General features: G+C 61.2%; 22 protein-coding genes. 17 read left to right on the forward strand and 5 right to left on the reverse strand.

All coding sequences use genetic code 11. The annotated features are described in order from the left end of the window. Position 1: 1 nt before the first annotated feature. Positions 2 to 1,144: an HPP family protein gene (locus ACKPCU_RS05150; RefSeq protein WP_321350411.1), complete on the reverse strand. Its 1,143-nt coding sequence runs from the start codon at positions 1,142 to 1,144 to the stop codon at positions 2 to 4. A gap of 175 nt (positions 1,145 to 1,319) precedes the next feature. Beyond that, entirely contained in the window at positions 1,320 to 1,949 is a 630-nt protein-coding gene (locus ACKPCU_RS05155; RefSeq protein ID WP_321350413.1) for a TetR/AcrR family transcriptional regulator, read from the reverse strand. Positions 1,950 to 2,141: 192 nt separating this feature from the next. Between ACKPCU_RS05155 and ACKPCU_RS05160 the strand changes: the two genes are divergently transcribed. After that, complete coding sequence (locus tag ACKPCU_RS05160) at positions 2,142 to 2,576, forward strand: nuclear transport factor 2 family protein (protein ID WP_321350415.1); 435 nt, start codon at positions 2,142 to 2,144, stop codon at positions 2,574 to 2,576. Between the two features lie 26 nt (positions 2,577 to 2,602). On the opposite strand, the gene ACKPCU_RS05165 is transcribed toward ACKPCU_RS05160, so the two are convergent. From ACKPCU_RS05165 to qhpR, 3 genes are all read right to left on the reverse strand, one after another. Beyond that, positions 2,603 to 4,459, reverse strand: a complete 1,857-nt coding sequence (locus tag ACKPCU_RS05165) for an Lnb N-terminal periplasmic domain-containing protein (protein WP_321350417.1) — start codon at positions 4,457 to 4,459, stop codon at positions 2,603 to 2,605. A gap of 89 nt (positions 4,460 to 4,548) precedes the next feature. Beyond that, the gene (locus ACKPCU_RS05170) at positions 4,549 to 5,037 is read right to left on the reverse strand and encodes a DUF3015 domain-containing protein (RefSeq protein WP_104739425.1); all 489 of its coding nucleotides are present in this window, start codon (positions 5,035 to 5,037) and stop codon (positions 4,549 to 4,551) included. Between the two features lie 433 nt (positions 5,038 to 5,470). Further along, a complete protein-coding gene (gene qhpR, locus ACKPCU_RS05175) occupies positions 5,471 to 6,472 on the reverse strand; it encodes an AraC-like transcriptional regulator QhpR (RefSeq protein WP_321350421.1) in 1,002 nt (333 codons plus the stop codon). 262 nt (positions 6,473 to 6,734) lie between these two features. On the opposite strand from qhpR, the gene ACKPCU_RS05180 reads away from it, so the two are divergent. The 16 genes from ACKPCU_RS05180 (at position 6,735) to ACKPCU_RS05255 (ending at position 24,318) form a co-directional block, all read left to right on the forward strand. Then, positions 6,735 to 7,964: an amine dehydrogenase large subunit gene (locus tag ACKPCU_RS05180; RefSeq protein ID WP_321350423.1), complete on the forward strand. Its 1,230-nt coding sequence runs from the start codon at positions 6,735 to 6,737 to the stop codon at positions 7,962 to 7,964. After that, on the forward strand, positions 7,958 to 8,518 hold the full coding sequence (locus ACKPCU_RS05185; RefSeq protein ID WP_321350425.1) for a MauE/DoxX family redox-associated membrane protein: 561 nt from the start codon (positions 7,958 to 7,960) through the stop codon (positions 8,516 to 8,518). The genes ACKPCU_RS05180 and ACKPCU_RS05185 overlap by 7 nt, the downstream gene beginning before the upstream one ends. Then, positions 8,518 to 9,150: a methylamine dehydrogenase accessory protein MauD gene (mauD, locus tag ACKPCU_RS05190; RefSeq protein WP_321350426.1), complete on the forward strand. Its 633-nt coding sequence runs from the start codon at positions 8,518 to 8,520 to the stop codon at positions 9,148 to 9,150. Before ACKPCU_RS05185 ends, mauD begins: the two co-directional genes overlap by 1 nt. 8 nt (positions 9,151 to 9,158) lie before the next feature. Beyond that, the gene (locus ACKPCU_RS05195) at positions 9,159 to 9,677 is read left to right on the forward strand and encodes a methylamine dehydrogenase light chain (RefSeq protein WP_407651849.1); all 519 of its coding nucleotides are present in this window, start codon (positions 9,159 to 9,161) and stop codon (positions 9,675 to 9,677) included. 3 nt (positions 9,678 to 9,680) lie between these two features. Next, positions 9,681 to 10,124, forward strand: coding sequence for a c-type cytochrome (locus tag ACKPCU_RS05200; protein ID WP_321350430.1), 444 nt, complete (start codon positions 9,681 to 9,683; stop codon positions 10,122 to 10,124). Then, positions 10,121 to 10,741 (forward strand): c-type cytochrome, encoded by a 621-nt coding sequence (locus ACKPCU_RS05205; RefSeq protein WP_321350432.1) that lies wholly within the window; start codon positions 10,121 to 10,123, stop codon positions 10,739 to 10,741. Before ACKPCU_RS05200 ends, ACKPCU_RS05205 begins: the two co-directional genes overlap by 4 nt. A gap of 64 nt (positions 10,742 to 10,805) precedes the next feature. Then, a complete protein-coding gene (locus ACKPCU_RS05210) occupies positions 10,806 to 11,462 on the forward strand; it encodes a hypothetical protein (RefSeq protein WP_321350434.1) in 657 nt (218 codons plus the stop codon). A 192-nt stretch (positions 11,463 to 11,654) separates the two neighbouring features. Next, entirely contained in the window at positions 11,655 to 12,995 is a 1,341-nt protein-coding gene (locus ACKPCU_RS05215) for a DUF1329 domain-containing protein (RefSeq protein ID WP_321351747.1), read from the forward strand. A gap of 20 nt (positions 12,996 to 13,015) precedes the next feature. Further along, positions 13,016 to 14,644: a DUF1302 domain-containing protein gene (locus tag ACKPCU_RS05220; protein ID WP_321350437.1), complete on the forward strand. Its 1,629-nt coding sequence runs from the start codon at positions 13,016 to 13,018 to the stop codon at positions 14,642 to 14,644. Between the two features lie 14 nt (positions 14,645 to 14,658). Beyond that, complete coding sequence (locus tag ACKPCU_RS05225; RefSeq protein ID WP_321350439.1) at positions 14,659 to 17,043, forward strand: efflux RND transporter permease subunit; 2,385 nt, start codon at positions 14,659 to 14,661, stop codon at positions 17,041 to 17,043. Positions 17,044 to 17,053: 10 nt separating this feature from the next. Further along, a complete protein-coding gene (locus tag ACKPCU_RS05230; RefSeq protein ID WP_321350440.1) occupies positions 17,054 to 18,010 on the forward strand; it encodes a WD40/YVTN/BNR-like repeat-containing protein in 957 nt (318 codons plus the stop codon). Between the two features lie 109 nt (positions 18,011 to 18,119). Then, positions 18,120 to 18,998 carry a phytanoyl-CoA dioxygenase family protein gene (locus ACKPCU_RS05235; RefSeq protein WP_321350442.1) on the forward strand — a complete coding sequence of 293 codons (879 nt, stop codon included), beginning with the start codon at positions 18,120 to 18,122 and terminating at the stop codon, positions 18,996 to 18,998. Between the two features lie 390 nt (positions 18,999 to 19,388). Next, on the forward strand, positions 19,389 to 19,604 hold the full coding sequence (locus ACKPCU_RS05240; protein WP_321350444.1) for a response regulator: 216 nt from the start codon (positions 19,389 to 19,391) through the stop codon (positions 19,602 to 19,604). Between the two features lie 311 nt (positions 19,605 to 19,915). Further along, on the forward strand, positions 19,916 to 21,898 hold the full coding sequence (locus tag ACKPCU_RS05245; RefSeq protein WP_321350445.1) for a type I restriction-modification system subunit M: 1,983 nt from the start codon (positions 19,916 to 19,918) through the stop codon (positions 21,896 to 21,898). Further along, complete coding sequence (locus ACKPCU_RS05250) at positions 21,895 to 23,247, forward strand: restriction endonuclease subunit S (RefSeq protein WP_321350447.1); 1,353 nt, start codon at positions 21,895 to 21,897, stop codon at positions 23,245 to 23,247. Before ACKPCU_RS05245 ends, ACKPCU_RS05250 begins: the two co-directional genes overlap by 4 nt. Then, the gene (locus ACKPCU_RS05255) at positions 23,248 to 24,318 is read left to right on the forward strand and encodes a virulence protein RhuM/Fic/DOC family protein (protein ID WP_321350449.1); all 1,071 of its coding nucleotides are present in this window, start codon (positions 23,248 to 23,250) and stop codon (positions 24,316 to 24,318) included. Positions 24,319 to 24,341: the final 23 nt, after the last annotated feature.

The raw sequence follows: 24,341 nt of genomic DNA on the forward strand, positions 1-24,341 counted from the left end.
CTCAGTCGCGCTGGTTCAGCAGGCGGCGGTGCAAGGCACTGATCAGGTCGGTTTGGGTTACCAGACCAACCAGCGTTTCCCCTTCCAGCACTGGCAGCGCGTGCAGGCCGCGCTCGGACAGGAGCGGCACCAGGTCGGTGATCGGTGCCTGAGCCGGGACCGCCGTGACCTGCGCGGTCATGACTTCGCTGATGGGCGCGCGTTCGCCGAGCCGACGGCGCAGCAGCCGAAAGCGGCCGCGATCCAGCACGCTGGCGAGGTCAACCAGCGTCACTATGCCGACCAGACGCTGCTCGCTGTCGACGACCGGCAGAACCCTCAGGCGCTGGGCGCCAAGCAAATCCAGCCCCTCGCGCACGGTTGCCTCCGGGCTGATCCAGTGCACCTCGCGGGTCATGATATCAGCGGCCCTGATTGCACCGGCCCGGCGCTGGAGTGAGGCACTTTCCGCTCTTTCAATCAGTTGGCCGAGGTCCTCTCGGGTCAGGTCGACGAAGCCACCGAAGCCCTCCAGCGCCGTGTCCAGGTCATCGCCGGTAATACCGCTGCGCAGCGCAGTGTGGCTGTTGCCTGAGCGATGCAGGTCGATCTTCGGCGCCGCACGCTTGGGATAGCGAACACCGGTAAGGTTGTTGTAAAGCACAGCCAGCGTCAGCAGCGATATCGCATTGAGCATGACTGGAAGAATGGCCCTTTCTCCCAGCGCCTGCAGTGCCGGCCCTGCCAGCACCACGCATAGCGCTACCGCGCCGCCGGGTGGGTGCAGGCAGCGCAGCATAAACATCGCCAGCAGCGACAGGCAGACCGCGAGCGAGGCCATCGGCAGGCTGTGCCCGCCCAGTTGGGCGACGGCGGTGGCCACCACGGCCGAGGTCAGGTAGCCGCCGAGGATTGACCAGGGCTGGGCCAGAGCGCCGGACGGTACGGCAAACAGCAGGATGGCTGAGGCACCGACCGGGCCGATTAGCAGCGTCGCTACCGCCGTACCGAATACCTGCTGGCAGAGCCAGACGCTAAGGCTAAGGCCCAGCGCTGCGCCAACGGTTGCGCGCAGCAATTCGCGCGGACGGGTCGCGAGTTGGCCGCCGAGCAGCGGCGCGCCCTGCCGACTGGCGGGCAGGGAGAGTTGGGTATGGTCATTCATGGTCGTGGACTACAGGCAGCAGGGCAGTATGAAAGGCCGCCTGCCCAGCGCCGCAACCAGATCAGCCGGGGAGCAGCGGTGTGGTTTTGGGCGTTGGCAGGCAAGCGGGTATGAGTGTGCGGCGCGGCTTGCCTAAAGACAAATCAATAATAATTGAGTTTGAATTCGACAATTTTTATTTGATGGGCGGGGAGCAACTGATTGCCAGCGCAGTAAAGCCTTCCAGTGTGCGATCGACAAAGTGCTCGTCGCTGTTGCCTGCGGCACCCGGTAGCAGGCCGTGAATGACCAGCGAGGTCAGTCCGTGGATGTAGGACCACGCGGCGACAGACGCCTTGCGTACGTCAGAGCTGTCCAGCGCTTGCCCGAGGGTCTCGGCCACCATGCGCTTGAGCTCGCCAAAGGCCGCCAGCCGTTCGCGCTGGAGTGCCGGAATCAGGGTTTCGTCGGTGAACTCCGGGCCAAACATCAATTGGTACAGCGCCGGGTTGCTGCGGGCAAAGTGCAGGTAGGCGAGGCTGCCGCCGCGCACCTTATCGAGCCCTGAGCCGCTGCTGTAAGCGCTTTGCAGCGCCGTTGCCAGCTCTGCAAAGCCCTGCGCGGCAAGGTGGCTTATCAGCTCGTTGCGGTTCTGGAAGTGGTGGTAGGCCGCCGTTGCGCTGACCCCGACTCGCTCTGATACCGCACGTAGCGACAACTTGGTCGGGCCGACTTCCTCCAGCAGCGTGCGGGCTGCGGCCAGCAGTTGCGGGGCCAGATTGCCGACGTGGTAGGCGTCGCGGGCGCGTTTTGCGGGTTTTGCCATGGAGCCGATATCTCTGCTGCGGTGATGACGCTGTGGGCGCATCCTAGCATGGCGTCATCTTGACGTTGTTAAGATTGCGTCGTAACTTGCCCGTTCACCGGTGCTTGCGCTAGCAGGTTGCCGGTTATTTTTTGGCTCGATCTTAACAATGATAAGTTTGCTGGTGTGGTGCCAGCGCCAAAGGAGAATTCCATGTCTGAACTGCAACTCCACCCCGCAGCGGCGGCCAGCCTTGAGCATTGGCACCGGATGGTTGAGCGCAAGGATCTGAGCGACCTGCCCAGCCTGCTGGACGCCGGTGCGGTGTTTCGTTCGCCGATGGCGCACTCGCCATATCCGGGGGCCGAGGTGGTGGCGACCATCCTCGGCACGGTGCTGCAGGTGTTCGAGAACTTTACCTATCACCGCCAGCTGGCGACGGCCGATGGCTTGAATGTGGTGCTGGAGTTCAGCGCCGAGGTAAACGGTCGTCAGCTCAAGGGCATCGATATGGTGCGCTTCAACGAGGCCGGCAAGATCGTCGAGTTTGAAGTGATGGTGCGGCCGCTGAGCGGCTTGCAGGCGCTGGGGCAGGAGATGGGCAGTCGTCTGGCCAGCTATCTGGCGGCAGCCAAGGCCAGGGCGTGAGTCGGCGGGGCCCTGTGGCCCCGCTGTCAGTAGTGATACCAGCGCAGCTGCAGGGCGAACTCGGTCTGCGGCGCGCTGAACTGGCTGAACTCGCGAGAGGCCTGCAGACGCAGGCCCAGATTGCGGCTCAGCTCCCATTGCTGGGCCAGGGCCAGGCTGCGGCGCACTTCACCGTTGTCAAAGTAGTCGCCGCGGCCTTCTGCCAGCAGGCTGCCCAGCGGATTGCGCCACAGTAGCCCCAGGTTGAAACCGGCAGCGGCATTCAGCGGTGCATCGAAGTCACGATGATGTTCCAGCCGCAGGGTGGCCAGGCTGTAGCCGAGCACGCTGTCCCACGGTTGCCAGGCAAAGCCGCCGCCGCCGTTGAGGTGCGGCACCAGCCGGCGTTTGCCGTTCTCGCCCGCGACCCGCTCCCAGCCGGTGGCAACCTGCCAGGACCACGGCTTGAGCAGTGCGCTGCGGGGTGTCAGCGAGCGGATGTTGACCAGCTCCAGCTGTTCCAGCTGCCAGTGATTGCCCTCGTACTGGCGCAGTTTCAAGTCGCCAATTTCGATCTGCGCGCCAAGCGGAAAGCCTGCCAGATTGTCGGCCAGATCATGGTAGGCCATACGCAATCCGTATTCGGCGAAGGCGCGGTCCTCGCGGCTGCCTGCGGCCAGCTGCCAGGTGCGGGACTCGTGCCCAAACTCGGGATAGGTCGGCGTCTCGATGTTCAGCGCCGGTGGCGGGTTGCGATTGATGGCCTGCAGCAGGGCGTAGCTGTTGGCGGCATCGGCCGAGTCTCGTGCCTTGCCGCTGGCCTCGTAGCGCGCCAGCCGGTAGGCGGCTTCCTGAATCAGTGCCTGACGTTCGCGCGGCAATGCCGCAAAGGTGCTGCTCTGCAGCTGGGTGCTGTCACCGGCCAGCACGGTCACCCACTGTGCTTCGTCAGCGGTCAGGGGCGCAGCGCGGGCCAGCAGCTCGCGTTCGCGTGAAGGGCGGTAGTTCACGTCGGTGATCAGCCCGGCCTCACGCACTGCGCGCACGGTATCGGCGGGGATGGCGGTCAGGGGGAACTGGTCGGTCAGGCGCAGCGACGGCCGGGCCACTTCCAGCAGCTCGAGCAGCCGGAACGAGCAGTTTTCGTCAAAGAAGTAGTAGTCGAAGCGGACCTGACGCAGTTCCCACACGTGCTCGACCATGCGCGCGGTCTCTTCCGGGCTCAGATCAAGTTGGTACTCCCACAGGTCGCGGTTTTCCAGTCGGCTGTATTCGCTGATCTTGTCGCGGTAGGGCAGCAGCGAGAACTGTCCGGGGTAGCCGCCGGCCAGCCCTTTCCAGGCGTAGAGCACGCCGTTGTCCATGTTCTCGACCATGGCCCCGAAGTTGAGTGCATAGGTCAGCAGGCTGGTGCCGCTACCGGCGGTTTCCGGTGAGTCGATACGCAGCAGGGTATGACCGAACATCGATGACGGGCTGTTCAGATAGGCGTCTGGAAACACCAGCACGGTGGAGTACGGCGCGATGTCCTCGTACCACTCGTTGTACTCGCTGCAGTTCGGTGTCGGCAGGTCTTTCAGGTTCAGCTGTTCACGCAGCCAGCGGGTACGTGAGGGATAGCGGCATTGCACATGGTCGTTGCCCAGTGCAGCGCTGGCGTACAGACCGCCGAGGGTCGCACTCAGCTCGGCTGCGGGTGATTCAGCGCCGTTGCTGGCGAGGAAAAAGGCGTTGTCGTCTACATAGCTACGCCAGCCGCTCCAGCGAGCGGGCTGGTAGTGGCCCAGCGTCAGCCAGAAGCGATCACTGGCCAGGGCATCGCGTTGTTCTTGGGTGAGCTGCGGTTTGGCCTGCGCCTGCAGGCAGAGGCTGCCGAGCAGCAGTGGAACCAGACATCTGAGCATGGAGGCTCTCATCGGAGGGAGTCAGCACGGCACGCACAAAGACAGAAGGCCGGGCTTGCGCTCCGGCCTTCTGTCAGGTGTTGCTGCGATCAGGCCTGTTCGGCGTACTTGGACAGAACAGCATCCTGGCGCATAACGCTCAGGGTGGCGGCGTGAACCTGCTCGGCAGTGACATCAGCGCTGGGGAAAATCTCGCTGAAGTGGGCGTGGGTGACGGCGGCGAAGTGGTCGCGATCTTCCGGCTGAATGCCCAGAACGACGGCGTAGGTGGTCAGCGCTTCGCCCTCACCGCGAGCGACGTCTTCGGACAGCTCGTTCATGATGCTGCCCAGAACCAGCATCGGCTTGCCGTTGTAAGTCAGACGACCGCTGGTGTCACAGCCGTTGGTGCCAGAGGTCATGCCGAAGGTGGCGTTACCGGAGGTGCCGTTGGTGATGGTGGCTACCAGGTGGGAAGGCAGACCGCTCTGCCCTTCGAACAGCATGTTGCCCCAGCCGCAACCGGGGCCGCCCGGAGCAACTGCAAATGCGTTGAAAGAGGCGGCTGCGAAGAGTGTACCGATGAGAATCCGTTTCATATCTCAGGTTTCCGTGTTGTGGGTGATGAAGGGAATCTAGCAGCGCCGGGCGGGTGTTGCAATTTAGTGGCGAATTAACGTCTGTTTAATGACGACCGGTTGGCTGATTTGGGCGAGACAGACAGCTCGCGGTTACTTTTTCAGGGTTGTGACGGGCGCTTATGAGAGGGGCGGCAGAGGCACCGGTTGTTGTTATATGCCAAGTCATGAGGCTGATGTTCATGCCACGATGCAGGGCTACAACAATGATAAACAAATGGAGGTGACTGCCGTGACGCACGCATGCTGCTGTCAGGATCTCCAACAGGGCTTCTCTGCAACCACTGTGTTGCGCGCCGCTGTGTCGATGCGGTCCTCCCGTTTCTGCGGCTCTTCATAGGTTCATGCGCGGGCAACCCAAGAGCTACGGATATTGCCTCTGCCTGCCTTCGACCTAGCTGCGCGCGCGTTGCCGAAACTCCCGGGGACTGAGGGCGGTCCAGCGGCGGAATGCGCGGCTGAATGCGCTGGCTTCCGAGTAACCGAGCGACAGCGCGATATCGGTAAAGCTCTGCTCTGAGCGGGCAACATAGTTCTCTGCCAGCGGCCGCCGGACGTCCTCTACCAGGTGGCTGTAGTCCAGCTCATACTCTGCCAGCCGGCGCTGCAGGGTGCGCACGCCGATGTTCATGCTTTCAGCGATACGTTCGATACTGAAGTCGTGGGTGCTCAGGTGGCTGGCGATCTGGAAGCGCAGCTGACTGAGCAAATCGGTATCCGCTTCGCGCGCGGCACGCTGTTCTTCCAGTAGCGGGCTGAGCAACTGAAAAAGGCGGCTGTCAGCGGTTTTTATCGGCGTGTCCAGTAGCGTGGGCGGGAAGTACAGCCGATTGTCCGGCTGATTGAAGTGGATCGGGCAACCGAGGATGCGTTGATACGCGCCAAGGTCCGCGGGCGCGGGGTGTTCAAAGTGTGCGCGCGTTGGGCATAGCTCGGGCTGCTGGGTAAGCTCGCGAATCAGGCTAAGTGCTGAGGCCGCAGTGAATTCGGCGTCTTGACGACGGTTGATGATTAGTGGATCGGCGATTTGGTAGCTGAGTGACAGGAACTCGTCGTTGATATCCAGATCCCCGCGAGTGCCCTGCATCAACACGGAAATAAAGTGGCTCAAGATCCGCAGCGCCTGAATCATGGTTGATGCACTGCGAGCGGTGTGCCCGTAGAGTCCGTAGTCACTGCAACGGGCCTGAATGCCCAGTTCAAGACCGATATTCGGGGACTCATGCAGGCCGAGCTGCTCCCAGAGTGCGACGTACTGATGTAGCGGTATCTCCAGCTCGGGCGAGTTGAGAATGGCTTCGCTCAGGCCAACCTTCTGCAAATGTGGGGCGAATACCGCCGCATTGCGTCGAAAAAAATTCTCCGCGTAGATGGTATGCAAGTGTTGTGAAGTCATCAGCCTAACCTCTTGACGGGCTATGGGCTTTCAGCAGACAGCGTCGTGCCAACCCTTATTGTCCGGGCTGTCTTAGAGACAGCCTGCCGATTTGCAAAGCCGCTTACTTGGTTGTTCGGCTACTGCTTTGGTCGCGCAAGCGGGCTGTCATCTACTGTCCGAAATGCTGTCATCGCTTGTCAAGCGTCCCCGTCTTTCGCTTCTTATTCTCGTTCTCGAAGCTCGGAATCTGTCTTGGGCAAAAGGGTATGGAATTTCGTTTATGCGAACATTGATGCGACCGCTGGGGTACCTGCTGTGCTGCGGCCTGTGTCTGGGGGCTGCTGCAGTGCAAAGCGACGACGGCTTTGTGCCTGAGCAGTCTTATGTCGAGGTGTTGGATGACTATCAGGGGCAGAGTTGGTTCTGGGTCTGGGGCAACAACGCACCCACCATGCTTGATGGTCGCGCGTATCTGTTTGCTGAGGACGGCCGTCACCTTGGGCAGTTGAATACCGGCACATGGCCGGGTGATCTTGTCATGTCGCACAGTCGTGCTGAGCTATATGCCGCCGAGATCTACTTCAGTCGTGGCGTACGTGGCACCCGCGAAGACGTCGTGACGGTCTATGACGCGCGCACGCTGAGTCCGAAGGCAGAGATCTCGATCCCTCCAAAGCGCATGACCGGAATGCTCTCGGCAGGCCTGAGCGTATTGTCTGACGACGAGCGTTTTATGCTGGTGCTGAACTTTACGCCCGCAGCCTCGGTGTCCATTGTTGATGTCGAACAGCGCCGGTTTGTTACTGAGGTAGCCATTCCCGGCTGCGCCTCACTCTACCCGGCCGGGCCGCGTGACTTTTACGCGATCTGCGGCAACGGGGGCTTCTTTCACCTGCGGCTGGATGAGCAGGGTGGTGTGGCCCTGCAGCAGCGCACCGCGCCGTTGTTCGACCCACTTGAGGATCTGCTGCTGACGCCTGCTTCGCGGCTGGGTGATACCTGGTATTTCGTCTCTCAGCAGAATTACGCCTGGGGCCTGCAGATGACCGCCGCTGGGGCCGAGCGGCGCCAGCGCTGGTCGCTGGTCAGCGATGCCGAGCGGGCGGACGGCTGGAGTGTGGCGGGCAATCATGGCACCGCGGTACACGAAGCGAGTGGCCGGCTTTTTGTGCTGATGCATAAGGATGTGCCGGAGAACTATCAGAAGCCGGGCACCGAGGTCTGGGTCTACGACGTGCGCAGTGAGCAGCGCATTGCGCGTATCGAATTGGAGGCGCACAGCTCTGCGATCGGCGTCAGTCAGGGGGCGCAACCGCGGCTGTACAGCCTGGACTGGATCGTGCCGATGCCGGCGTTGTTCACCGCCTGGATCTATCTGACCAGCGGTGAGGCGGGTCTCATGCCTTTGATGCGTCAGGGTATCAACCTGTATGACGCCGACAATGGCGAGCACCTACGCAGCATTGGGGATTTGCCGCTCGGCTATCTGAATAAGGTCACACCATGGTAACGCTCGGCTGGCTACACGATCCGCTGGTGCATCTGACCATCATGTTGGCCATGGCGTTGCTGTTCGCCGTAGCGGCACTGCACAAGCTGACGGATCAGGCGCGCTTTGCACTGGCACTGGAGGGCTACGCCCGGGTGTTTGGTCTGTCGCTGCCTATGCGTCTGCAACGTGCGCTTTCACGCCTGCTGCCGGTCCTGGAGCTACTGGCCGCGCTGGGGCTGCTGTACAGCCTGCAGCAGCCGCTGGCTGCGCTGCCGGCGCTGTTGTTACTCGTCATTTACACACTGGTGCTGGCGCTCACGCTGCGCGCAGATGCAGCACTGGATGACTGTGGCTGCAACCCGGGCAAGCAGCGTCAGCCGCCTAGTGCCGCTCTGGTGCTACGTAACCTGTTGCTGTGTGGTTTGACTGCAATGCTGCTCTGGCCGGTGGCACCGCGCACGCTTGGCTGGTTTGACCTGGCCTCGTTGCTGGGCGCTGGCGTGAGCTGTGCACTGCTGTATGCGTTGGCCAATCAGCTGATTTCCAATCACTCACTTCTGCGGAGGCTGTAATGGCTCTGACTCATGCATTGATTACCTCGGCACTGCTGTCCTGGCTGCTGACCATCGGTTTAGCGGTTGCGGTGTGGGCGCTGGCGCGGCAGGTCGGGCTGCTGCACCAACGGTTGCAGCCGGTCGGTGCGCTGTCGCTTGGCAAGGCCATCAAGGCTGGCGAGAAGGCACCGGTGTTTGAGCTGCCCAGCCTCAACGGCGGTAGTGTGCAGCTGGGCGGTGGTGATCGCAACGAGCGTTTGACGCTGCTGTTCTTTCTCTCCGACAGCTGTCCGGTCTGCAAGCAGTTGCTGCCGGCGTTGCGCTCGATCCGCGATCAGCAGCGTGCGCAGGTGCGAGTGGTGCTTGCCAGTGATGGCGATGAAAAGACCCATCAGGCGTTTATCAGCGCGCAGCGGCTGCACGACTTCCCCTATCTGCTGTCGCGGGAGGTAGGCATGGCTTATCAGATCAGCAAGCTGCCTTACGCAGTGCTGATTGATGCGCACGGTACGGTTGTGGCCCACGGATTGGTTAACTCGCGCGAGCATCTGGATAGCCTGTTCGAAGCGCAGATACATGGCCATGCCTCGATGCAGGCGCTCAGGGCAGCCGAGCAGGCTGACTCCGCTCTTTTTCAGCAGGTGCACTAACTATGGCAATTCGATGGTTTGATGAGGCGGCTGAACTGCTGTCGCGCCGGGTGGCGCAGAGCAGTTCGCGGCGCGGGTTTCTGGGCGGCCTTGGCACCCTGCTGATCGGCGCTGGGGCAACAACGCTGCTACCGGTGTTTCGCGGTAACGCCTTTGCGCAAACAACCGGCGGACTGGTCGAGAGCGGCGATCCTAACAGCTGCGACTACTGGCGTCACTGCGCCATAGACGGCTTCCTGTGTGGCTGCTGCGGTGGTTCGGTGAACTCATGCCCTCCCGGCACCGTGCGCTCGGACATCACCTGGATTGGTACCTGCAGCAACCCGGCCGATGGCAAGGACTACGTGATCTCCTACAACGACTGTTGCGGCAAGAGCAGCTGCGGGCGTTGCGCGTGTCAGCGTGACGAGGGCGACACGCCGCTGTATCGACCGCAGAGTTCAAATGACATCAACTGGTGTTCGGGCAGCTTGGCCGATATGCCATATCACTGTTCGCTGTCGGTCGTGATCGGTGTGCGGGAGTAAGCAATGAAACGTCTGCTGCCATGGTGTGCACTGCTGCTGGCTGCTCAGTTCGGCCATGCCACTGAGCCTGCCGAGTTCGACTACATGCTCAATTGCCAGGGGTGCCATCTGCCGGATGGCATGGGCAACCCGCAGCGACAGGTGCCGGCCTTTCCGGGGCAACTGGGGTTGTTTCTCGGTGTGGAGGGTGGCCGTGAGTTTTTGGTTCAGGTGCCGGGCTCGTCACTCTCGGGCTTGACCGACGAGAGCTTGGCGCGGGTGTTGAACTGGATGCTGGAACGCTATGCGGCGGCAGAGTTGCCGCAGGGTTTTGAGCCCTATAGCGCCGCTGAGGTGCAACGCTGGCGACATGATGTGCCCAATGATGTGGACGCGGTGCGAGCGCAGTTGATTGACCGCATCAACCAGCAGCAAGTGCTGCCCGCCAAGGAGTCGGTTGGCCCATGAGAATGCGTGCTTCTGTAATTGTGTTGGGGCTGGTCTGCGGCCTGAACAGTTGGGCGCAGGCCGCGCCGGATGGCGCCGAGCTGGCAGCCTGCGCGGCCTGTCACGGCGCTCAGGGGCAAGGTAACCCGGCGCTCGGTGCGCCTCGGCTGGCGGGTCAGCACTTCAGCTATCTGTGGCAGCAACTGCGCAGCTTCAAGGTCGGCGCGCGTGGTTACGACGCGCAGGACAGTCAGGGCGTGTTGATGCGCTCAGCGCTGACTGCAGTGCCTGAATCCGCGCTGGAGGGGCTGGCGCGTCACTACGCGGGGCTAGCGACAGCTGAGTCGCCAGCGCTGGCACCGCAGGGTCGCGGGGCGGCGCTGTACCAGGGCACCTGCGCCTACTGCCACGGGCCGGATGCCCGGGGGAATGCCTACTTGCAGTCTCCCAATCTGCGTCTGCTGGACGCCGCCTATCTGGACCGTCAGCTGCGCAATTACGCCAGCGGCAGGCGTGGCAACAGCGAGCAGGATGCAATTCACGGCCCGTGGATGCGCAGTGTCGCCATGCAGCTGGGGGACACGGATCGCCAGTCGGTAGTCGAGTATTTGAGCCGTGAGGAAGCCGTCGAAGAGTGAGTTCTGCTAACCGAGTCAGCGGCCGCTCGCGGTGGCTCAAACCATAGAAATGCAGGGTATTTTCATGGATGCAAGAAGTCTGATTTTGTCACTTAGTTGCCTGGTGCTGGCGCTGACCATGCTGGTCTACGGAATATTGTTCATCCGTCGCCACAAGAACTATCTGCTCGGAGTCGAATGGCTGATTGTCGCTGTGTCGGCTACCAACATGCTGCTGTTTCAGGCGCTGGGCTACCCGTTGGGTTATGAAATCTCGATGTTTCTCGATGCGTTTTCCCGGGGCTTCGGCATCCCCATCATTACCATTCTCGGCCTGATGGCCGTTACGCGAGGGTTCAGGCCGAGCGCGCTGGTCGATGTGCTGATCTTTGTCATCAGTATCCCTGCGACCTTTCTGCTGCGCATCGACGCCTTTGCCGGTGTGCTGCCCTACTTCTACGTACTGATGGGGCTGCTGTTCTCCGGTTACCTGATCCATTTCGCCCGTCTTTTGTTGGCTTATGGCGAACGTACACAGGCGCTATCGGTGCTGCTGGTGATGGTCGGCATGCTGGTGATTGCGTTGATTTACGACTTTTACGAAATCCCGGGTGAGGCGACCAACGTGGTGCTGAACTTTTTCAATATCGCGTTGCTGACCTGGGCTTGCATGTTCGCCTTGCTGTACTACGCCTACGGCGCGCTGGCTCGCGCTAAGGCACGGGCTGCTCCCGTGAGCTGATCACGTTTTACCGGCGCCAGTCCCGGTCTGCCTGGCAATTACCTTCACAAGAAATGCGCGTTGTCGGGCACCGCGTGCGGGTGCCTTTGCGCTAAAAAAGAGGACTATCTGATGAAACCTTTAGCTGCAGAGCGGTCGATGAGGGTTGTGGTGATGCACGCTGCAAGAGGGTGCATTGCGCTTGGGCTGGGCATGTACGTGATGGGGGCCGCATGGGCGAGTGAGCATGGCGCCGATGCCCTGGGCAGCAGTCTTACGCCAATCGGAGCCAACCCGGCAGCGTCGGCCGACGGGGTAATCCCGGCCTGGACGCCACCGGGGCCGCAGGGTGGTGATTGGGTCTACGGCGAGCTGCGGGCAGCGCACTGGGTGCACCGGGGCGACCAGCCGTTGTACTCGGTGAGCGCAGAGAACCAGGCCGAGCACGCCGCGCAGCTGCTGCCGGGCCACGTCGAGCTGCTCAAGCAGTTGCCGGATTATCGCATGGACGTCTACCAGACCCGGCGCAGCTGCGATGTGCCCGCGTTCGTGGCGCAGAACACGCGGCAGAACGTCGGCTTCGCGCAACTCGATGACAGTGCTCTGGCCTTGCAGGAGGCCCATGTGCCGGGCATTCCCTTCCCCATGCCGAGCAACGGCGTGGAGGCGATGTGGAACATGAAAATGCGCTACCGCGGGCTGGCTTTCGCCATGCCGCGCAATCAGGCCGCACTCTCGCCGCGCCGTGGCAGCGACGACTGGCTGAAGATGCTGACCGACCAGATCAGTTTCCTCCCCTGGGCGCAGCAGCCCAACGGACTGTTCTCTGACTACGACCGGCTGGAAGTGGCGGGTTACTTCGCCTATTTCGAACCTGCGGCGCTGGCCGGTCAGGCCGCGGTGCTGTCGGTCCGTGCCGGTGCCGACTCGGAAACCTTTTACTACTTCCCCGGCCAGCGCCGGGTGCGCCGGATGCCCTCGTATTCCTACGACGCGCCGCAGATCGGGCTGGATAACCAGTACAACGTCGATGAGATTGCAATGTTTACTGGTCAGCTCGACCGTTTCGACTGGACGCTGGTCGGCAAGCAGGAGCTGCTGGTGCCGTACAACTCGTTCGGACTCTACGACTTCAAGGCGCGCTTCGAGGATGTGGCGCAGCGCGATTTTATTGCGCCGAGTCATCGCCGCTACGAACTGCATCGGGTTTGGGTGGTCGAGGCGCGCGTGCGTGAAGGCATGCGTCACTCCGCGCCGAAACGCCTCTTCTATCTGGATGAAGACAGCTGGGCACCGCTCGCTGCGGTGGACTATGACGCCCAGGATCGGGTCGCCAAGGTGCGCGAGGGCTATCTAATTCCGGTCTACGAGACTGGTGGCTGTGACGTGGAGGCCTTTGCTCAGCACAACCTGATTGATGGTCGCTACATGTTCGATAACAGCCCGCTGGGCTCCGGCACCGATCACCGCTGGCTGACCGAACAGGGTAATAACCCGCGCTTGAAACGCTCGTTCTACACCTCCGACAACCTGCGCGTAATCAGCGAACGCTGAGCCGAATCGAGGACTTGAACATGCATAAATTCATTTTCACTCTCTCCGGTATCGCGCTGCTTGGCGCGTCTGCGCAGAGCGCGGCGTTCACCTTCGAGCTTGGCGAAGTGAGCGGTGCCTTTGACTCGGTGATCTCCGCTGGTGCTGGTATGCGCACCGATACCCCTTCCTGCGGTCTGGTGACCCAGGGCGCCCACGGCCACTCGGTGCCGGATGCCTGCCTCTCGCCGGTTGCTGGCATCGGCGATCAGGGCAACCTCAACTACGCCAAGGGCGATCTCTACACCGGTTACCTGAAGGGCGTTCACGAGCTGTTGCTGCGCCTGCCCGATGACTACACGGTGATGGTACGCGGCAGCTGGAAGCGCGACTTCGCCGCCACCCGCACCAGCGGCACGCTGGGCTGGGATCGGCCGCCGGGGGTAGACAGTGATGGCCTATCCGATGCGGCCCGGGATGAGCTTGAATTCAAGGCGCGCCTGCTCGACCTGTGGGTCAGCAAGAGCTTCTATGTGGGTGGCCGGCCCCTGCGTGCGCGACTGGGCAATCAGGCGATCAACTGGGGAGAAAGCCTGTTCGCTTCCGGCGGCATCAACGAAACCAACGGCTACGATGTGATGGCGCTGTCGACGCCGGGCACACAGCTGAAGGAGGCTCTGCTGCCGGCACCGATTTTCAGTCTCGCTGGCGGGCTGGGCGCGGGCGTGACCTTCGAGGCCTACTACCAGTTCGGCTGGGAGAAGACCGAGATGCCACCGGTAGGCAGTTACTGGTCTACCACCAATGCGCTGGGCGAAGGGATGCAGGCCTACGGCTACCGTGAGCGTGATGCGCGGGACAGCGGTCAGTGGGGGCTTTCGCTCAACTGGCAGCCGGCCAATACCGACCTCAACCTCGGTTTTTACGTGCTGCGTTACCACGACAAGCTGCCATCGCTGTTCATCGATCAGACCACCTTCGCGCCGACCTGGGTCTATCCCGAAGACCGTATGCTCTATGGTGTCAGCGCCAACTTCCCGGTCGGCGACTGGGCAGTGGGCACCGAGTTGTCGTATCGCCCGGAAGATGCCGTTGCGCTCAACCCGACCTTCGGCTGTACGGGTAAGCAGGGCGAGTGCTGGCAGGACGAGAAAAAGTTTCAGTGGCACCTGACAGGTATGTACAGCATGGTGCCATCGAACAGCGGCTGGCTGCTGGATCTGACCGGTGCCAGCACCGGTAGTGTGCTGACCGAGCTGGTGGTGGTGGAGTATCCGGACCTTGAGGATGAGTACAACGGCGAGCTGGTCTCCGCCGGCGTCAACACATGGATGCTGGACCCAGCCGTACTGCCGACGGCGCAAGGGAACGGCACCACCTCTGGTATCAGCGCTGACCTCAGTCTGACCTACGACGGCACGTTGATTCCGGGCTGGCAGGTCACGCCGGGTGTGTTCTATTCGCGCTCACTCAAGGGCCGTACCCCGACGTTGGCGGCGCCCTATATGGACGGCGCCAGCAGCATGAATCTGTACCTGAACTTCGTGCGCAACCCGGGCACCTGGCAGGTCACGCTCAACTACGCAACGTTCAGTGGGGGCGATTCGCCCTATGACCAGTTGCTGGAAGACCGTGACTATGTCGGGCTCGTGTTGTCGCGCAGTCTGTGATGCAGGGCCAGACGATGCCGACTGAACCGCAATCCAAGACGCCGCGTGGCTTGCTGTCGCGCCTGGAATGCCGACTGTTCGAGTACCGCAAAGCGGTACTCTGGCTGCTGGCGCTGTTTACCGTTGTGATGGGCTGGTTTGCCTTGCAGCTGCGGATGGACGCCGGGTTTGAAAAGCAGTTGCCGATCGGCCACGAGTACATCGACACCTTCTCGACCTACCGCGATGATCTGCTCGGCGCCAATCGCCTGATTGTGGTGGTGCGCGCCCGCGACGGCGATATCTGGAGCAGCGACGGGTTGCGGCGACTCTACGACGTGACCCAGACCGTGACCTATCTGCCGTTCGTGCAGCGCGCCAGCGTGCTGTCGCTGTGGACGCCCAACGCCTTCGTTAACGAGATCACCGAAGAGGGCTTTCGCGCCGACCCGCTGGTACCAGGCACGGTTACGCCGGAGCACCTCGGTGCCGAGGAGATATCCGCCATCGCGCACTCCACGGCGCAGGGCGGTTTTGTCGGCACGCTGGTTTCGCGTGATCAGCGCAGCGCGATGGTCAGCGCCGAGCTCAAGGAGTTTGATGCTGATGGCAAGCGGCTGGATTACATGGCCTTCAACCGGCTGCTGGAGTCCGAGCTGCGGCAGCGCTTCGAGGATGCGGCGTTCGAGATCCAGATCATCGGCTTCGCCAAACAGGTTGGCGACATTGCCGAAGGCGCGGTCAGCGTGCTGGAGTTCTGCCTGCTGGCACTGCTGCTGACCGGTCTGGCAGTCTACTGGTACTGCCACTCGATTCGCCTGACGTTACTGGCGCTGGGCTGCTCGCTAGCGTCGTTGATCTGGCAGTTTGGCTCGTTGCGCTTGCTGGGGTTTGGCCTTGATCCGCTGGCCGTGCTGGTGCCGTTTCTGGTGTTTGCGATTGGCGTCTCCCACGGTGTTCAGCAGATCAATTTCATTGTGCGCGAGATTGCGTTGGGCAAGAGTACCTACGACGCTGCTCGGGCGAGTTTCAGCGGGCTGCTGATACCGGGCGTGCTGGCACTGGTTACCGCTTTTGTTTCCTTCATCACCCTTTGGCTGATCCCGATTCCGATGGTGCGCGAGCTGGCGATCACTGCCTCGCTGGGGGTCGGCTACAAGATCATTACCAATCTGCTGATGCTGCCGCTGGTGGCGTCAATGCTGACTCTGGGCGCGGACTACGCACAGATTGCCGAGCGGTCACGCCAGCAGCGCGCCCACTGGCTGCGCGGCGTCGCCGGGCTTGCTCAATGGTCGCGTGCAAGGTGGGTGCTGACGGTCGCCGCGCTGCTGCTGGGGGTGGCGGTCTGGCAGAGCCACGGCCGGGTGGTTGGCTCGCTGCAGGCGGGTGCACCGGAGCTGCGCAGTGAGGCGCGTTTCAATCAAGACGCGCTCGCCATCGCCAGCGGCTACGACATCGGACTCGACTGGCTCAGTGTGGTGTTTGAGCAGGACGTCGGCGGCTGTGAGCAGGTCGCGCTAGGGCAGTATCAGGATCGCTTTGTCTGGGCCATGCAGGGCGTGCCGGGCGTGCTCTCGGTGCAGTCGTTCTCGACTGCCATGCGGCAGTACAACGAGGGCTATAACGAAGGCAACCCGAAGATGAACGTGGTGCCGGTCGATCCGCTCAACTACTCAGCCCTGGCCAACGAAGTGGCGCGTAAGCCGGGCCTGATGCGCGCGGACTGCAGCATGACCGCGGCGCATCTGTTCCTCGCTGACCACAAGGCGGCGACCATCAGTACGGTGATCGACGCGGTTAAGGCGTTCCGCGCCGAGCATTCGGCAGCAGGTATTCGCATACGTCTGGCCTCCGGTAACGCCGGGGTGCTGGCGGCGGTCAACGAAGAGGTCGAGAAGAGCGAGCTGCCGATGTTGCTGTATGTCTACGCGGCTATCGCGCTGCTGGTGTTCTTGGTCTATCGCGACTGGCGGGCGGTGCTGACCTGCTGCCTGCCGCTGACCATCGGCACCTTCATCGGTTACTGGTTCATGAAGGAGCTGCAGATCGGTCTGACCATCGCCACCTTGCCGGTGATGGTGCTGGCGGTGGGAGTCGGCGTGGACTACGCGTTCTACATCTACAACCGCCTGCAGCTGCACCTGAGTCACGGCCAGCCGATCGTGAAGGCGGCGGAGCATGCACTGCTGGAGGTGGGGGTGGCGACCATTTTTACCGCCATCACGCTGGCCATCGGGGTCGCCACCTGGGCGTTTTCCGAGTTGCAATTTCAGGCGGACATGGGGCTGCTGCTGGCCTTTATGTTCATCGTCAACATGGTCATGGCGATGACGGTGCTGCCCGCATTTGCCGTGCTGCTGGAGCGCATTGCACCGCGGCGCACGCCGTTGCGGGTTAGTGATGCGCTGCTGCATTAAGGAGTTCTGGATGAATCCGATACCCCTGTTGCTGGCGGCCGTGCTGGCATTCACGTCGTTCACTGCCGGTGCGCTGGAGCCGGTCCCTGCTGCGCCCAGCAAGATCGCCAGCGAGGCGACCATGCTGGCAGCCACCCGCGCCGGTGAGCGCATTGTGGCGGTGGGTGACCATGGCGTTGTGCTACTGTCCGATGACGATGGCGCGAGTTTCCGTCAGGCGTCTGCGGTGCCGCTGTCCAGCCCGCTGACTGCGGTCAGCTTCATCAACGCCCAGACCGGCTGGGCGGTCGGCCACTGGGGCAGCATTCTGCTCAGCGAAGACGGCGGTGAGCACTGGCACGTCCAGCGGCTGACGCCGGATGATGATCGCCCGCTGTTCGCCGTGCACTTCTTCGATCAGCGCGACGGCGTAGCCGTGGGCCTCTGGTCGCAGGTGCTGATTACCCGTGACGGCGGACGCAGCTGGCAGGAACAGAGTCTTCCTCCGCCTCCGGGGGCCAGGCGCGCCGACCTCAACTTGATGAGCCTGTTTACGGACGCGCAGGGGCGACTGTACGCCGCTGCCGAGCGCGGCAAGGTATTGCGTTCAGACGATCGCGGGTTGACCTGGCGCTATCTCGATACGGGCTACAGCGGTAGTTTCTGGACCGGTGCGGCGTTGGCAGACGGGCGCCTACTGGTTGGTGGTCAGCGCGGCACCCTGATGCTCGGCAGTGCCGATGGGCAGGTGTGGAAAACCATTGAGCTGGGCAGCAAAAGCTCGATTACCGGGATTGCGGCGCGCGGCAGCCGGGTGGATGTCATCGGGCTTGATGGCTTGCTGGCGCGCAGTCTGGATGGGGGGCGCAGCTTCCAGCTTGACGTGCGCTCCGATGGTGTTGGCCTGACGGCATTGCAGGCCGATGGGGCTGGTCTGGTGCTGTTTTCCCGCCGCGGCGTGGTTAGCGCGGCGTCCGTGGCACCATGACCGGACTGGTCACTTTGGCGGTTATCTGCGCCTGCGTTTGCGCTTGCGCCCCGGGCGCTGCGCCGAAACGGGGCTTAATCAGCAATCACCCAACGCTTCAGGAGCGATTATGAGTTTACGTTATCTTCCTAACACCGCGTCGATTGACGAGATCGTTGAGGTCATCCGTGCGGACGGCGGTGTCATCATCCGCGGGTTTCTGAAACCACGTATCCTGCGCGGGCTGCGACAGGATTTGCTGCCGCTGCTGGAGGGCACGCCGGGCGGCGAGGACGCCTACTTTGCGGGTGCTCAGACTGGGCGGCTGTCACGCTTGTTTGCCCGCAGCAAATACATGGTGGATCTGGCGCTGAACCCGCTGTTTCTGCAGAGCGCCAGAGCCCTTCTGCAGACGCCGATCAGTGGCTGGAGTGGCGAGGTGCGGCACGAGGTCGCGCCGGATATTCAGGTTGGCGTAACCCAGGCGATCCAGATTCGACCGGGGCAGGGCAAGCAGCCGTTGCACCGGGACGACGGCGTTTGGCTCTGGCGGCACCCACAATATGGCCGCGAGGCGCGCCTGCAGATCATGGTCGCGTTGTCGGCGTTCAGCCGGGAGAACGGGGCTACCCATGTGATTCCCGGCAGCCATCGCTGGGATGACGAGCGCATGCCGACCGAGGCCGAATCGGTGCAAGCCGAGATGGAGCCGGGTGACGCGCTGCTGTGGGTCGGCTCGACCTATCACGGCGGTGGCGAGAACCGTACCAGTACGCCGCGTACAGGCCTGACCATGGCCTACGATCTGGCGATCCTGCGGCAGGAAGAAAACCATTTTCTGTCCCTGCCGCTGGAGCGAGTGCGGCAGTTTCCGGAGGAGTTGCAGCGTCTGCTTGGCTGGTCCTGCAGTACGACCTATATGGGTTGGGTAGAGCTGAACGGCCAGTTCGTTGACCCTTGGGAGCTGCTGCAGCGCGACGACTTCCGCGAGCCCGGGCAGCTTACCTGAGCCGCTGCCCGCGACGATCAAGCTGTTGCCCGTTGGGTCTACCCACGGTGGATGCTAGTCCTTATGAGTTATAGGTGTCTTGCCTGACAGGTCGTACCCTTTCCCGGAATGAACGCGGGAGAGGGTATATGGACACGCGACCCCGTATCGGCGCTTGCTTGGTTGTTGCTCTGTGCTCGGCAGCGAATATTAGGCCGGTGGATGCTGACAATCCGCTGGCGCAGTTGACCGCTTACTGCTGGCATGCGAAGCGGACCATTTCCGTGTATGGCGAAGCAGGTTTTATCTACGCCGACATGAAGTTTCACGCTGGCGGCGTGAGGCGACCATACCCTGATCTCCGGCAGCCATCGCAGCGGTGCAAACTGGAAAGCGTCAGCTACTCTGCGCATGCGTGACGGTCAGACCGGCGCTGATGTGGTGGCAGCCCTGCGTGAGCGCCTCGGCGTCCTGCCGCCCACCTTTATCATCACCGGCGATACCGCCCCCGATCGCCTGCGCGAGGCGCAAAGCACCGGCGCCCTGTTGCTGCACAAACCGCTAGACACCGCACGCCTGCACGATGCGATCAGCCAGATGCTGAGCGCGCAATCAGCTGCTGGTTGAGGTGCGGCTGGGCGATCAGCTCGGGGCAAACGCCTGCCGCTGCGCCGCTGTGAGTTTATGCGCAAGCACTGCGTCGATTAGAGTTAACGTCTCTGCCGTAAGCTGGAGATACCTCATCAACGATGCGCCTGGCTTACCCAGCTTGGCAGCATGCCCCGCGCTGTAACCGATAATGAGCAGAACTGATCTAGAGATGGGATTCTGCTCAGCACGGCCATCCGCTGCTGCGCGGCGTGTTGCCTACCCACCGGCTTTGCCCGCGACCATTTAAGTTACACTGCGATTTTGCGCGTATCCCAAGGAGCAGTTGCGTGAACACGGAAAACCATTCCCAGACCGCCGCCTTTCTCTGGTCGATTGCCGACCTGCTGCGCGGTGACTTCAAGCAGTCCCAATACGGTCGCATTATTCTGCCGTTTACGCTGCTGCGGCGGATGGAGTGTGTGCTGGAGCCGACCAAGGAAGCGGTGATCAGTGAGTCCCATGCGCAGGAAGGCCGGCCTGATCTGGTGCGCGAGCGTCTGTTGCTGCGTGCGGCCGGGCAGCAGTTCTTCAATGCCTCCAAGCTGACCCTGGGCACGCTGTCCGATACCCAGACCGCCGCTGACCTGATGAGCTATGTGCAGTCCTTCAGCAAGGATGCCCGCGAGATCTTCGAGCACTTCCACTTTGAGGACTTCGTGCAGCAGCTTTCTGCCGCCAACCTGCTGTATCAGGTGGTACAGCGCTTTGCTGCCACCGACCTGAGCCCCGAGCGCATCAGCAACTTCGGCATGGGCATCATCTTCGAAGAGCTGATCCGCAAGTTCGCGGAAAGCTCCAACGAAACCGCTGGGGAGCACTTCACCCCGCGCGATATCGTGCACCTGACCACCTCGCTGGTAATCACCGGGCAGGACGATAAGCTCAAACCCAACAGCATCGTCACCATCTATGATCCGACTGCCGGCACCGGCGGCTTCCTGTCCGAGGGCGACGAGTACATCCAGTCCATCAGCCAGCAGGTCACTGTGTCATTGCACGGCCAGGAGCTGAACCCTGAGTCCTACGCCATCTGCAAGGCAGACATGCTAATCAAGGGCCAGGACGTGACCAGCATCAAACTGGGCAATACCCTGTCCAACGATCAACTGGCCGGCCCCGAGCACCGCTTTGACTTTATGCTCAGCAACCCGCCGTTTGGCGTGGAGTGGAAGAAGGTACAGAAGCAGATCACCGACGAGCACAGCGAGAAAGGCTTCAACGGCCGCTTCGGCCCCGGCCTGCCGCGTGTCTCTGATGGCTCGCTGCTGTTCCTTATGCACTTGGTCAGCAAGATGCGTGACCCGCGTGAAGGTGGCTCGCGCATCGGCATCATCCTCAACGGCTCGCCACTGTTTACCGGCGGCGCCGGTTCCGGCGAGTCGGAGATTCGCCGCTACCTGCTGCAGAACGATCTGGTTGAAGCCATCATCGCCCTGCCCACCGACATGTTCTACAACACAGGCATCGCCACCTATGTGTGGGTGCTGAGCAACCATAAGGCCGCCAAGCGCCAGGGCAAGGTGCAGTTGATCGACGGCAGCCAGCACTTTGCCAAGATGCGCAAATCTCTCGGCAGCAAGCGCCAGTACATTACCGACGAGCAGATCAGTGATCTGGTGCGCCTGTATGGCCGCTTTGAGCAAACCCCGCAGAGCAAGATCTTCCCGGTCGAAGCCTTTGGCTACCGGCGCATCACCGTCGAACGCCCGCTGCGCCTGAACTTTCAGGCTAACGCTGAACGTATTGAAAAAGTGCTGGATGAAAAGGCTATTCAGAAAATGGACGCGGCGGCACAGCAGCAACTGGTCGCCGCCCTTCAAGCCATGGACGCCAGCGCGCTGCACCGCAACCGCGACCAGTTCAGCAAGCTGCTGAAAAAGACCCTCAGCGCTCACAATGTATCGCCCAGCACGCCCGAACTGAAAGCCATCCTCAACGCCCTTAGCGAGCGAGACCCCGAGGCGGATATCTGCATCACCAAGGGCAAACCTGAGCCGGACACAGGCCTGCGCGATAACGAGAACGTGCCGCTGGGCGAATCGGTGGTCGACTACTTCGAGCGCGAAGTGAAACCCCATTTGCCGGATGCCTGGATCGACGAAAGCAAGACCGATGCGCAGGACGGCGAAGTCGGCGTGGTCGGCTTCGAGATTCCCTTCAACCGCCACTTCTATATGTTTCAGCCGCCGCGTCCGCTGGAAGAGATCGACCGCGATCTGAAAGCCTGCACCGACCGCATCAAGCAGATGATTGAGGGGCTGTCGGCATGAGTTTTCCACCTTATCCAGCGTATAAAAATTCTGGATCTGATCGCCTAGGGGATGTTCCTGCTCATTGGGAGGTCGTGCCCTGCAGAGCTATTGTCGATGAGTGCGTAGAGAAAAACGACCTTGTAAAGGTCACCCAGTATCTTTCGCTGATGGCGAATATAGGAATTATTAGATACGAAGACAAAGGCGATGTAGGCAATAAAAAGCCCGATGACCTCTCCAAGTGCAAGATCGTCAAGAAAGGCGATCTAGTCATAAATAGCATGAACTATGGAATAGGCTCATATGGGCTCTCGCCGCTGGATGGCATATGCAGCCCGGTTTATATCGTTCTTGACCCAAAAGATGACGTTATTCAAGAGCGATTTGCTCTGCGGATTTTTGAGGAGAAAGAGTTTCAGGCTTTTGCGCAGTCGTTTGGAAATGGCATTCTTGCGCATCGATCTGCTATCGGCTGGGACGACCTTAAGAATATTCCTGTGGCCCTGCCGCCACTTCCAGAGCAAAACCTGCTCTCAAGCTTCCTCGACCACGAAACCGCTCGCATCGACGCGCTGATCGAAGAGCAGCAGCGCCTGATCGAACTGCTCAAAGAAAAGCGCCAGGCCGTAATCTCCCACGCCGTCACCAAAGGCCTCGACCCGACGGTGCCGATGAAAGACTCCGGCGTGGAGTGGTTGGGCGAAGTGCCGGCGCATTGGAGTGTTTCTCGCCTCAAATACCACAGCACCAAGATTGGTGATGGCTTGCACTCCACTCCAGAGTATGACGATGCGGGTGATTATTTTTTTGTCAATGGGAATAATCTTGTGGGTGGGTCGATTTGTATCACCCCAGCAACTCGGCAAGTTAATCGCCAAGAATTTTTAAAGCATCGAGTGCTGCTCGATTCGAGCACAATTCTTATTTCTATAAATGGCACTATAGGAAATCTTGCGCTTTACAGTGGCGAGCCTGTGATCTTAGGGAAAAGCGCAGCCTACATAAATTGTGCTAAATCACTTTCTCCAAGATTTTGCCTGTATCTGTTTTCCTCAGGGCAGATTAAGCGTTTCTTTGAAAGCCAGCTTACCGGGACGACTATTTACAATCTTTCACTGCGAACAATTGCAGAAACGCCAACGCCTTTACCGTCTATAGATGAGCAAAATTGCATAGTCGAATTCTTGGGTCGGCAAGTCGATGAGTTTGACGAGCTAATTGACAATGCGATGAGGCTTTCTCAATTGCTCCAAGAACGCCGCTCCGCCCTAATCTCTGCCGCCGTCACCGGGAAAATCGATGTGCGCGGCTGGCAGTCATCGGTCAGCACCCAAGCACCCGAATCAGCCGTAGCAGAGGCCCACTAAATGGCAGACAGCAAGGAAGCCCAGTTCCAGCCGGCCGTGAGCCAGCAGATTCAGCTGTTTACCTCGGCCGACGGACAGGCGCAGCTGCAAGTCGCGCTGGAGCACGAAACTGTCTGGCTGAGTCTGCAACAATTGACCGAGCTGTTTGCGCGGGACAAGTCGGTGATCTCGCGGCACCTGAAAAATATCTTCGACAGCAACGAGTTGCAGCGCGAGGCAGTTGTTGCAAAAAAAGCAACAACTGCGGCTGACGGCAAAACTTATCAGGTCGAGTACTTCAACCTCGATGCCATCATCTCGGTGGGTTACCGGGTGAGTTCGGTACGGGCAACCCAGTTCCGTCAGTGGGCAACCGGGGTGCTCAGGCAGCATCTGGTCGAAGGCTACACGCTCAATCAGCGGCGTTTAGCCGAGCGCGGTATTGAGTTTGAGCAGGCGGTGAGCCTGCTGTCGCGCACCCTGGCTAACCAGCAACTGGTCAATGACCAGGGGCGGGAGGTGCTGCAGGTGATCGGTGACTACGCCCGCAGCTGGACCTTGCTGCAGGGCTTTGATGAGCAAAGCCTGCAGGAGCAGAACACGAGTCAGACCGACATGCGCGCTTTGGCGCTGGATGATGTGCTGGTAGCTATCGCGCAACTGAAAGCCACGCTGATGGCCAAAGGCGAGGCCACCGACCTGTTTGGCCAGTTGCGTGGCGAGGGGCTGGCCTCGGCCATTGCCACCATAGAACAGGGCTTTGCCGGTGAGTGGTTCTACCCCAATGTGGCCAGCCGCGCGGCGCATCTGCTCTATTTCGTCATCAAGAATCACCCGCTGGCCGATGGCAACAAACGTAGTGGCTCATTTTTGTTTCTCTGGTATTTGCAACTGAACCAGCACCTGCTGGCGCGGCCGGTAGAGCAGTTGATCAACGACAATACCCTGGTGGCGCTGGCCTTGCTGGTGGCCGAGAGTTTGCCCGAGCAGAAAGAATTGATGGTGCGCCTGATTGAGCACTTTGTGCTATTGAAGCCGCCGCAGGATGTCGCAGAGTCAGACCAACGGGTGTCCAACAACGGTTATATGTAAAGATGAGGCACTCATTCTTACAT

This window comes from Halopseudomonas oceani (assembly GCF_963677335.1).
Lineage (GTDB): Bacteria > Pseudomonadota > Gammaproteobacteria > Pseudomonadales > Pseudomonadaceae > Halopseudomonas > Halopseudomonas oceani.

Excerpts from the sequence above, each read along its gene's own strand:
- ACKPCU_RS05230 (WP_321350440.1), top strand. The coding sequence starts at position 17,054 with ATGAATCCGATACCCCTGTTGCTGGCGGCCGTGCTGGCATTCACGTCG.
- ACKPCU_RS05185 (WP_321350425.1), top strand. The coding sequence starts at position 7,958 with ATGGTAACGCTCGGCTGGCTACACGATCCGCTGGTGCATCTGACCATC.
- ACKPCU_RS05150 (WP_321350411.1), bottom strand. The coding sequence starts at position 1,144 with ATGAATGACCATACCCAACTCTCCCTGCCCGCCAGTCGGCAGGGCGCG.
- qhpR (WP_321350421.1), bottom strand. The coding sequence starts at position 6,472 with ATGACTTCACAACACTTGCATACCATCTACGCGGAGAATTTTTTTCGA.
- ACKPCU_RS05250 (WP_321350447.1), top strand. The coding sequence starts at position 21,895 with ATGAGTTTTCCACCTTATCCAGCGTATAAAAATTCTGGATCTGATCGC.
- ACKPCU_RS05160 (WP_321350415.1), top strand. The coding sequence starts at position 2,142 with ATGTCTGAACTGCAACTCCACCCCGCAGCGGCGGCCAGCCTTGAGCAT.
- ACKPCU_RS05180 (WP_321350423.1), top strand. The coding sequence starts at position 6,735 with ATGCGAACATTGATGCGACCGCTGGGGTACCTGCTGTGCTGCGGCCTG.
- ACKPCU_RS05170 (WP_104739425.1), bottom strand. The coding sequence starts at position 5,037 with ATGAAACGGATTCTCATCGGTACACTCTTCGCAGCCGCCTCTTTCAAC.
- ACKPCU_RS05225 (WP_321350439.1), top strand. The coding sequence starts at position 14,659 with ATGCCGACTGAACCGCAATCCAAGACGCCGCGTGGCTTGCTGTCGCGC.
- mauD (WP_321350426.1), top strand. The coding sequence starts at position 8,518 with ATGGCTCTGACTCATGCATTGATTACCTCGGCACTGCTGTCCTGGCTG.
- ACKPCU_RS05220 (WP_321350437.1), top strand. The coding sequence starts at position 13,016 with ATGCATAAATTCATTTTCACTCTCTCCGGTATCGCGCTGCTTGGCGCG.
- ACKPCU_RS05155 (WP_321350413.1), bottom strand. The coding sequence starts at position 1,949 with ATGGCAAAACCCGCAAAACGCGCCCGCGACGCCTACCACGTCGGCAAT.
- ACKPCU_RS05205 (WP_321350432.1), top strand. The coding sequence starts at position 10,121 with ATGAGAATGCGTGCTTCTGTAATTGTGTTGGGGCTGGTCTGCGGCCTG.
- ACKPCU_RS05255 (WP_321350449.1), top strand. The coding sequence starts at position 23,248 with ATGGCAGACAGCAAGGAAGCCCAGTTCCAGCCGGCCGTGAGCCAGCAG.
- ACKPCU_RS05215 (WP_321351747.1), top strand. The coding sequence starts at position 11,655 with ATGTACGTGATGGGGGCCGCATGGGCGAGTGAGCATGGCGCCGATGCC.
- ACKPCU_RS05240 (WP_321350444.1), top strand. The coding sequence starts at position 19,389 with ATGCGTGACGGTCAGACCGGCGCTGATGTGGTGGCAGCCCTGCGTGAG.
- ACKPCU_RS05200 (WP_321350430.1), top strand. The coding sequence starts at position 9,681 with ATGAAACGTCTGCTGCCATGGTGTGCACTGCTGCTGGCTGCTCAGTTC.
- ACKPCU_RS05165 (WP_321350417.1), bottom strand. The coding sequence starts at position 4,459 with ATGCTCAGATGTCTGGTTCCACTGCTGCTCGGCAGCCTCTGCCTGCAG.
- ACKPCU_RS05210 (WP_321350434.1), top strand. The coding sequence starts at position 10,806 with ATGGATGCAAGAAGTCTGATTTTGTCACTTAGTTGCCTGGTGCTGGCG.
- ACKPCU_RS05235 (WP_321350442.1), top strand. The coding sequence starts at position 18,120 with ATGAGTTTACGTTATCTTCCTAACACCGCGTCGATTGACGAGATCGTT.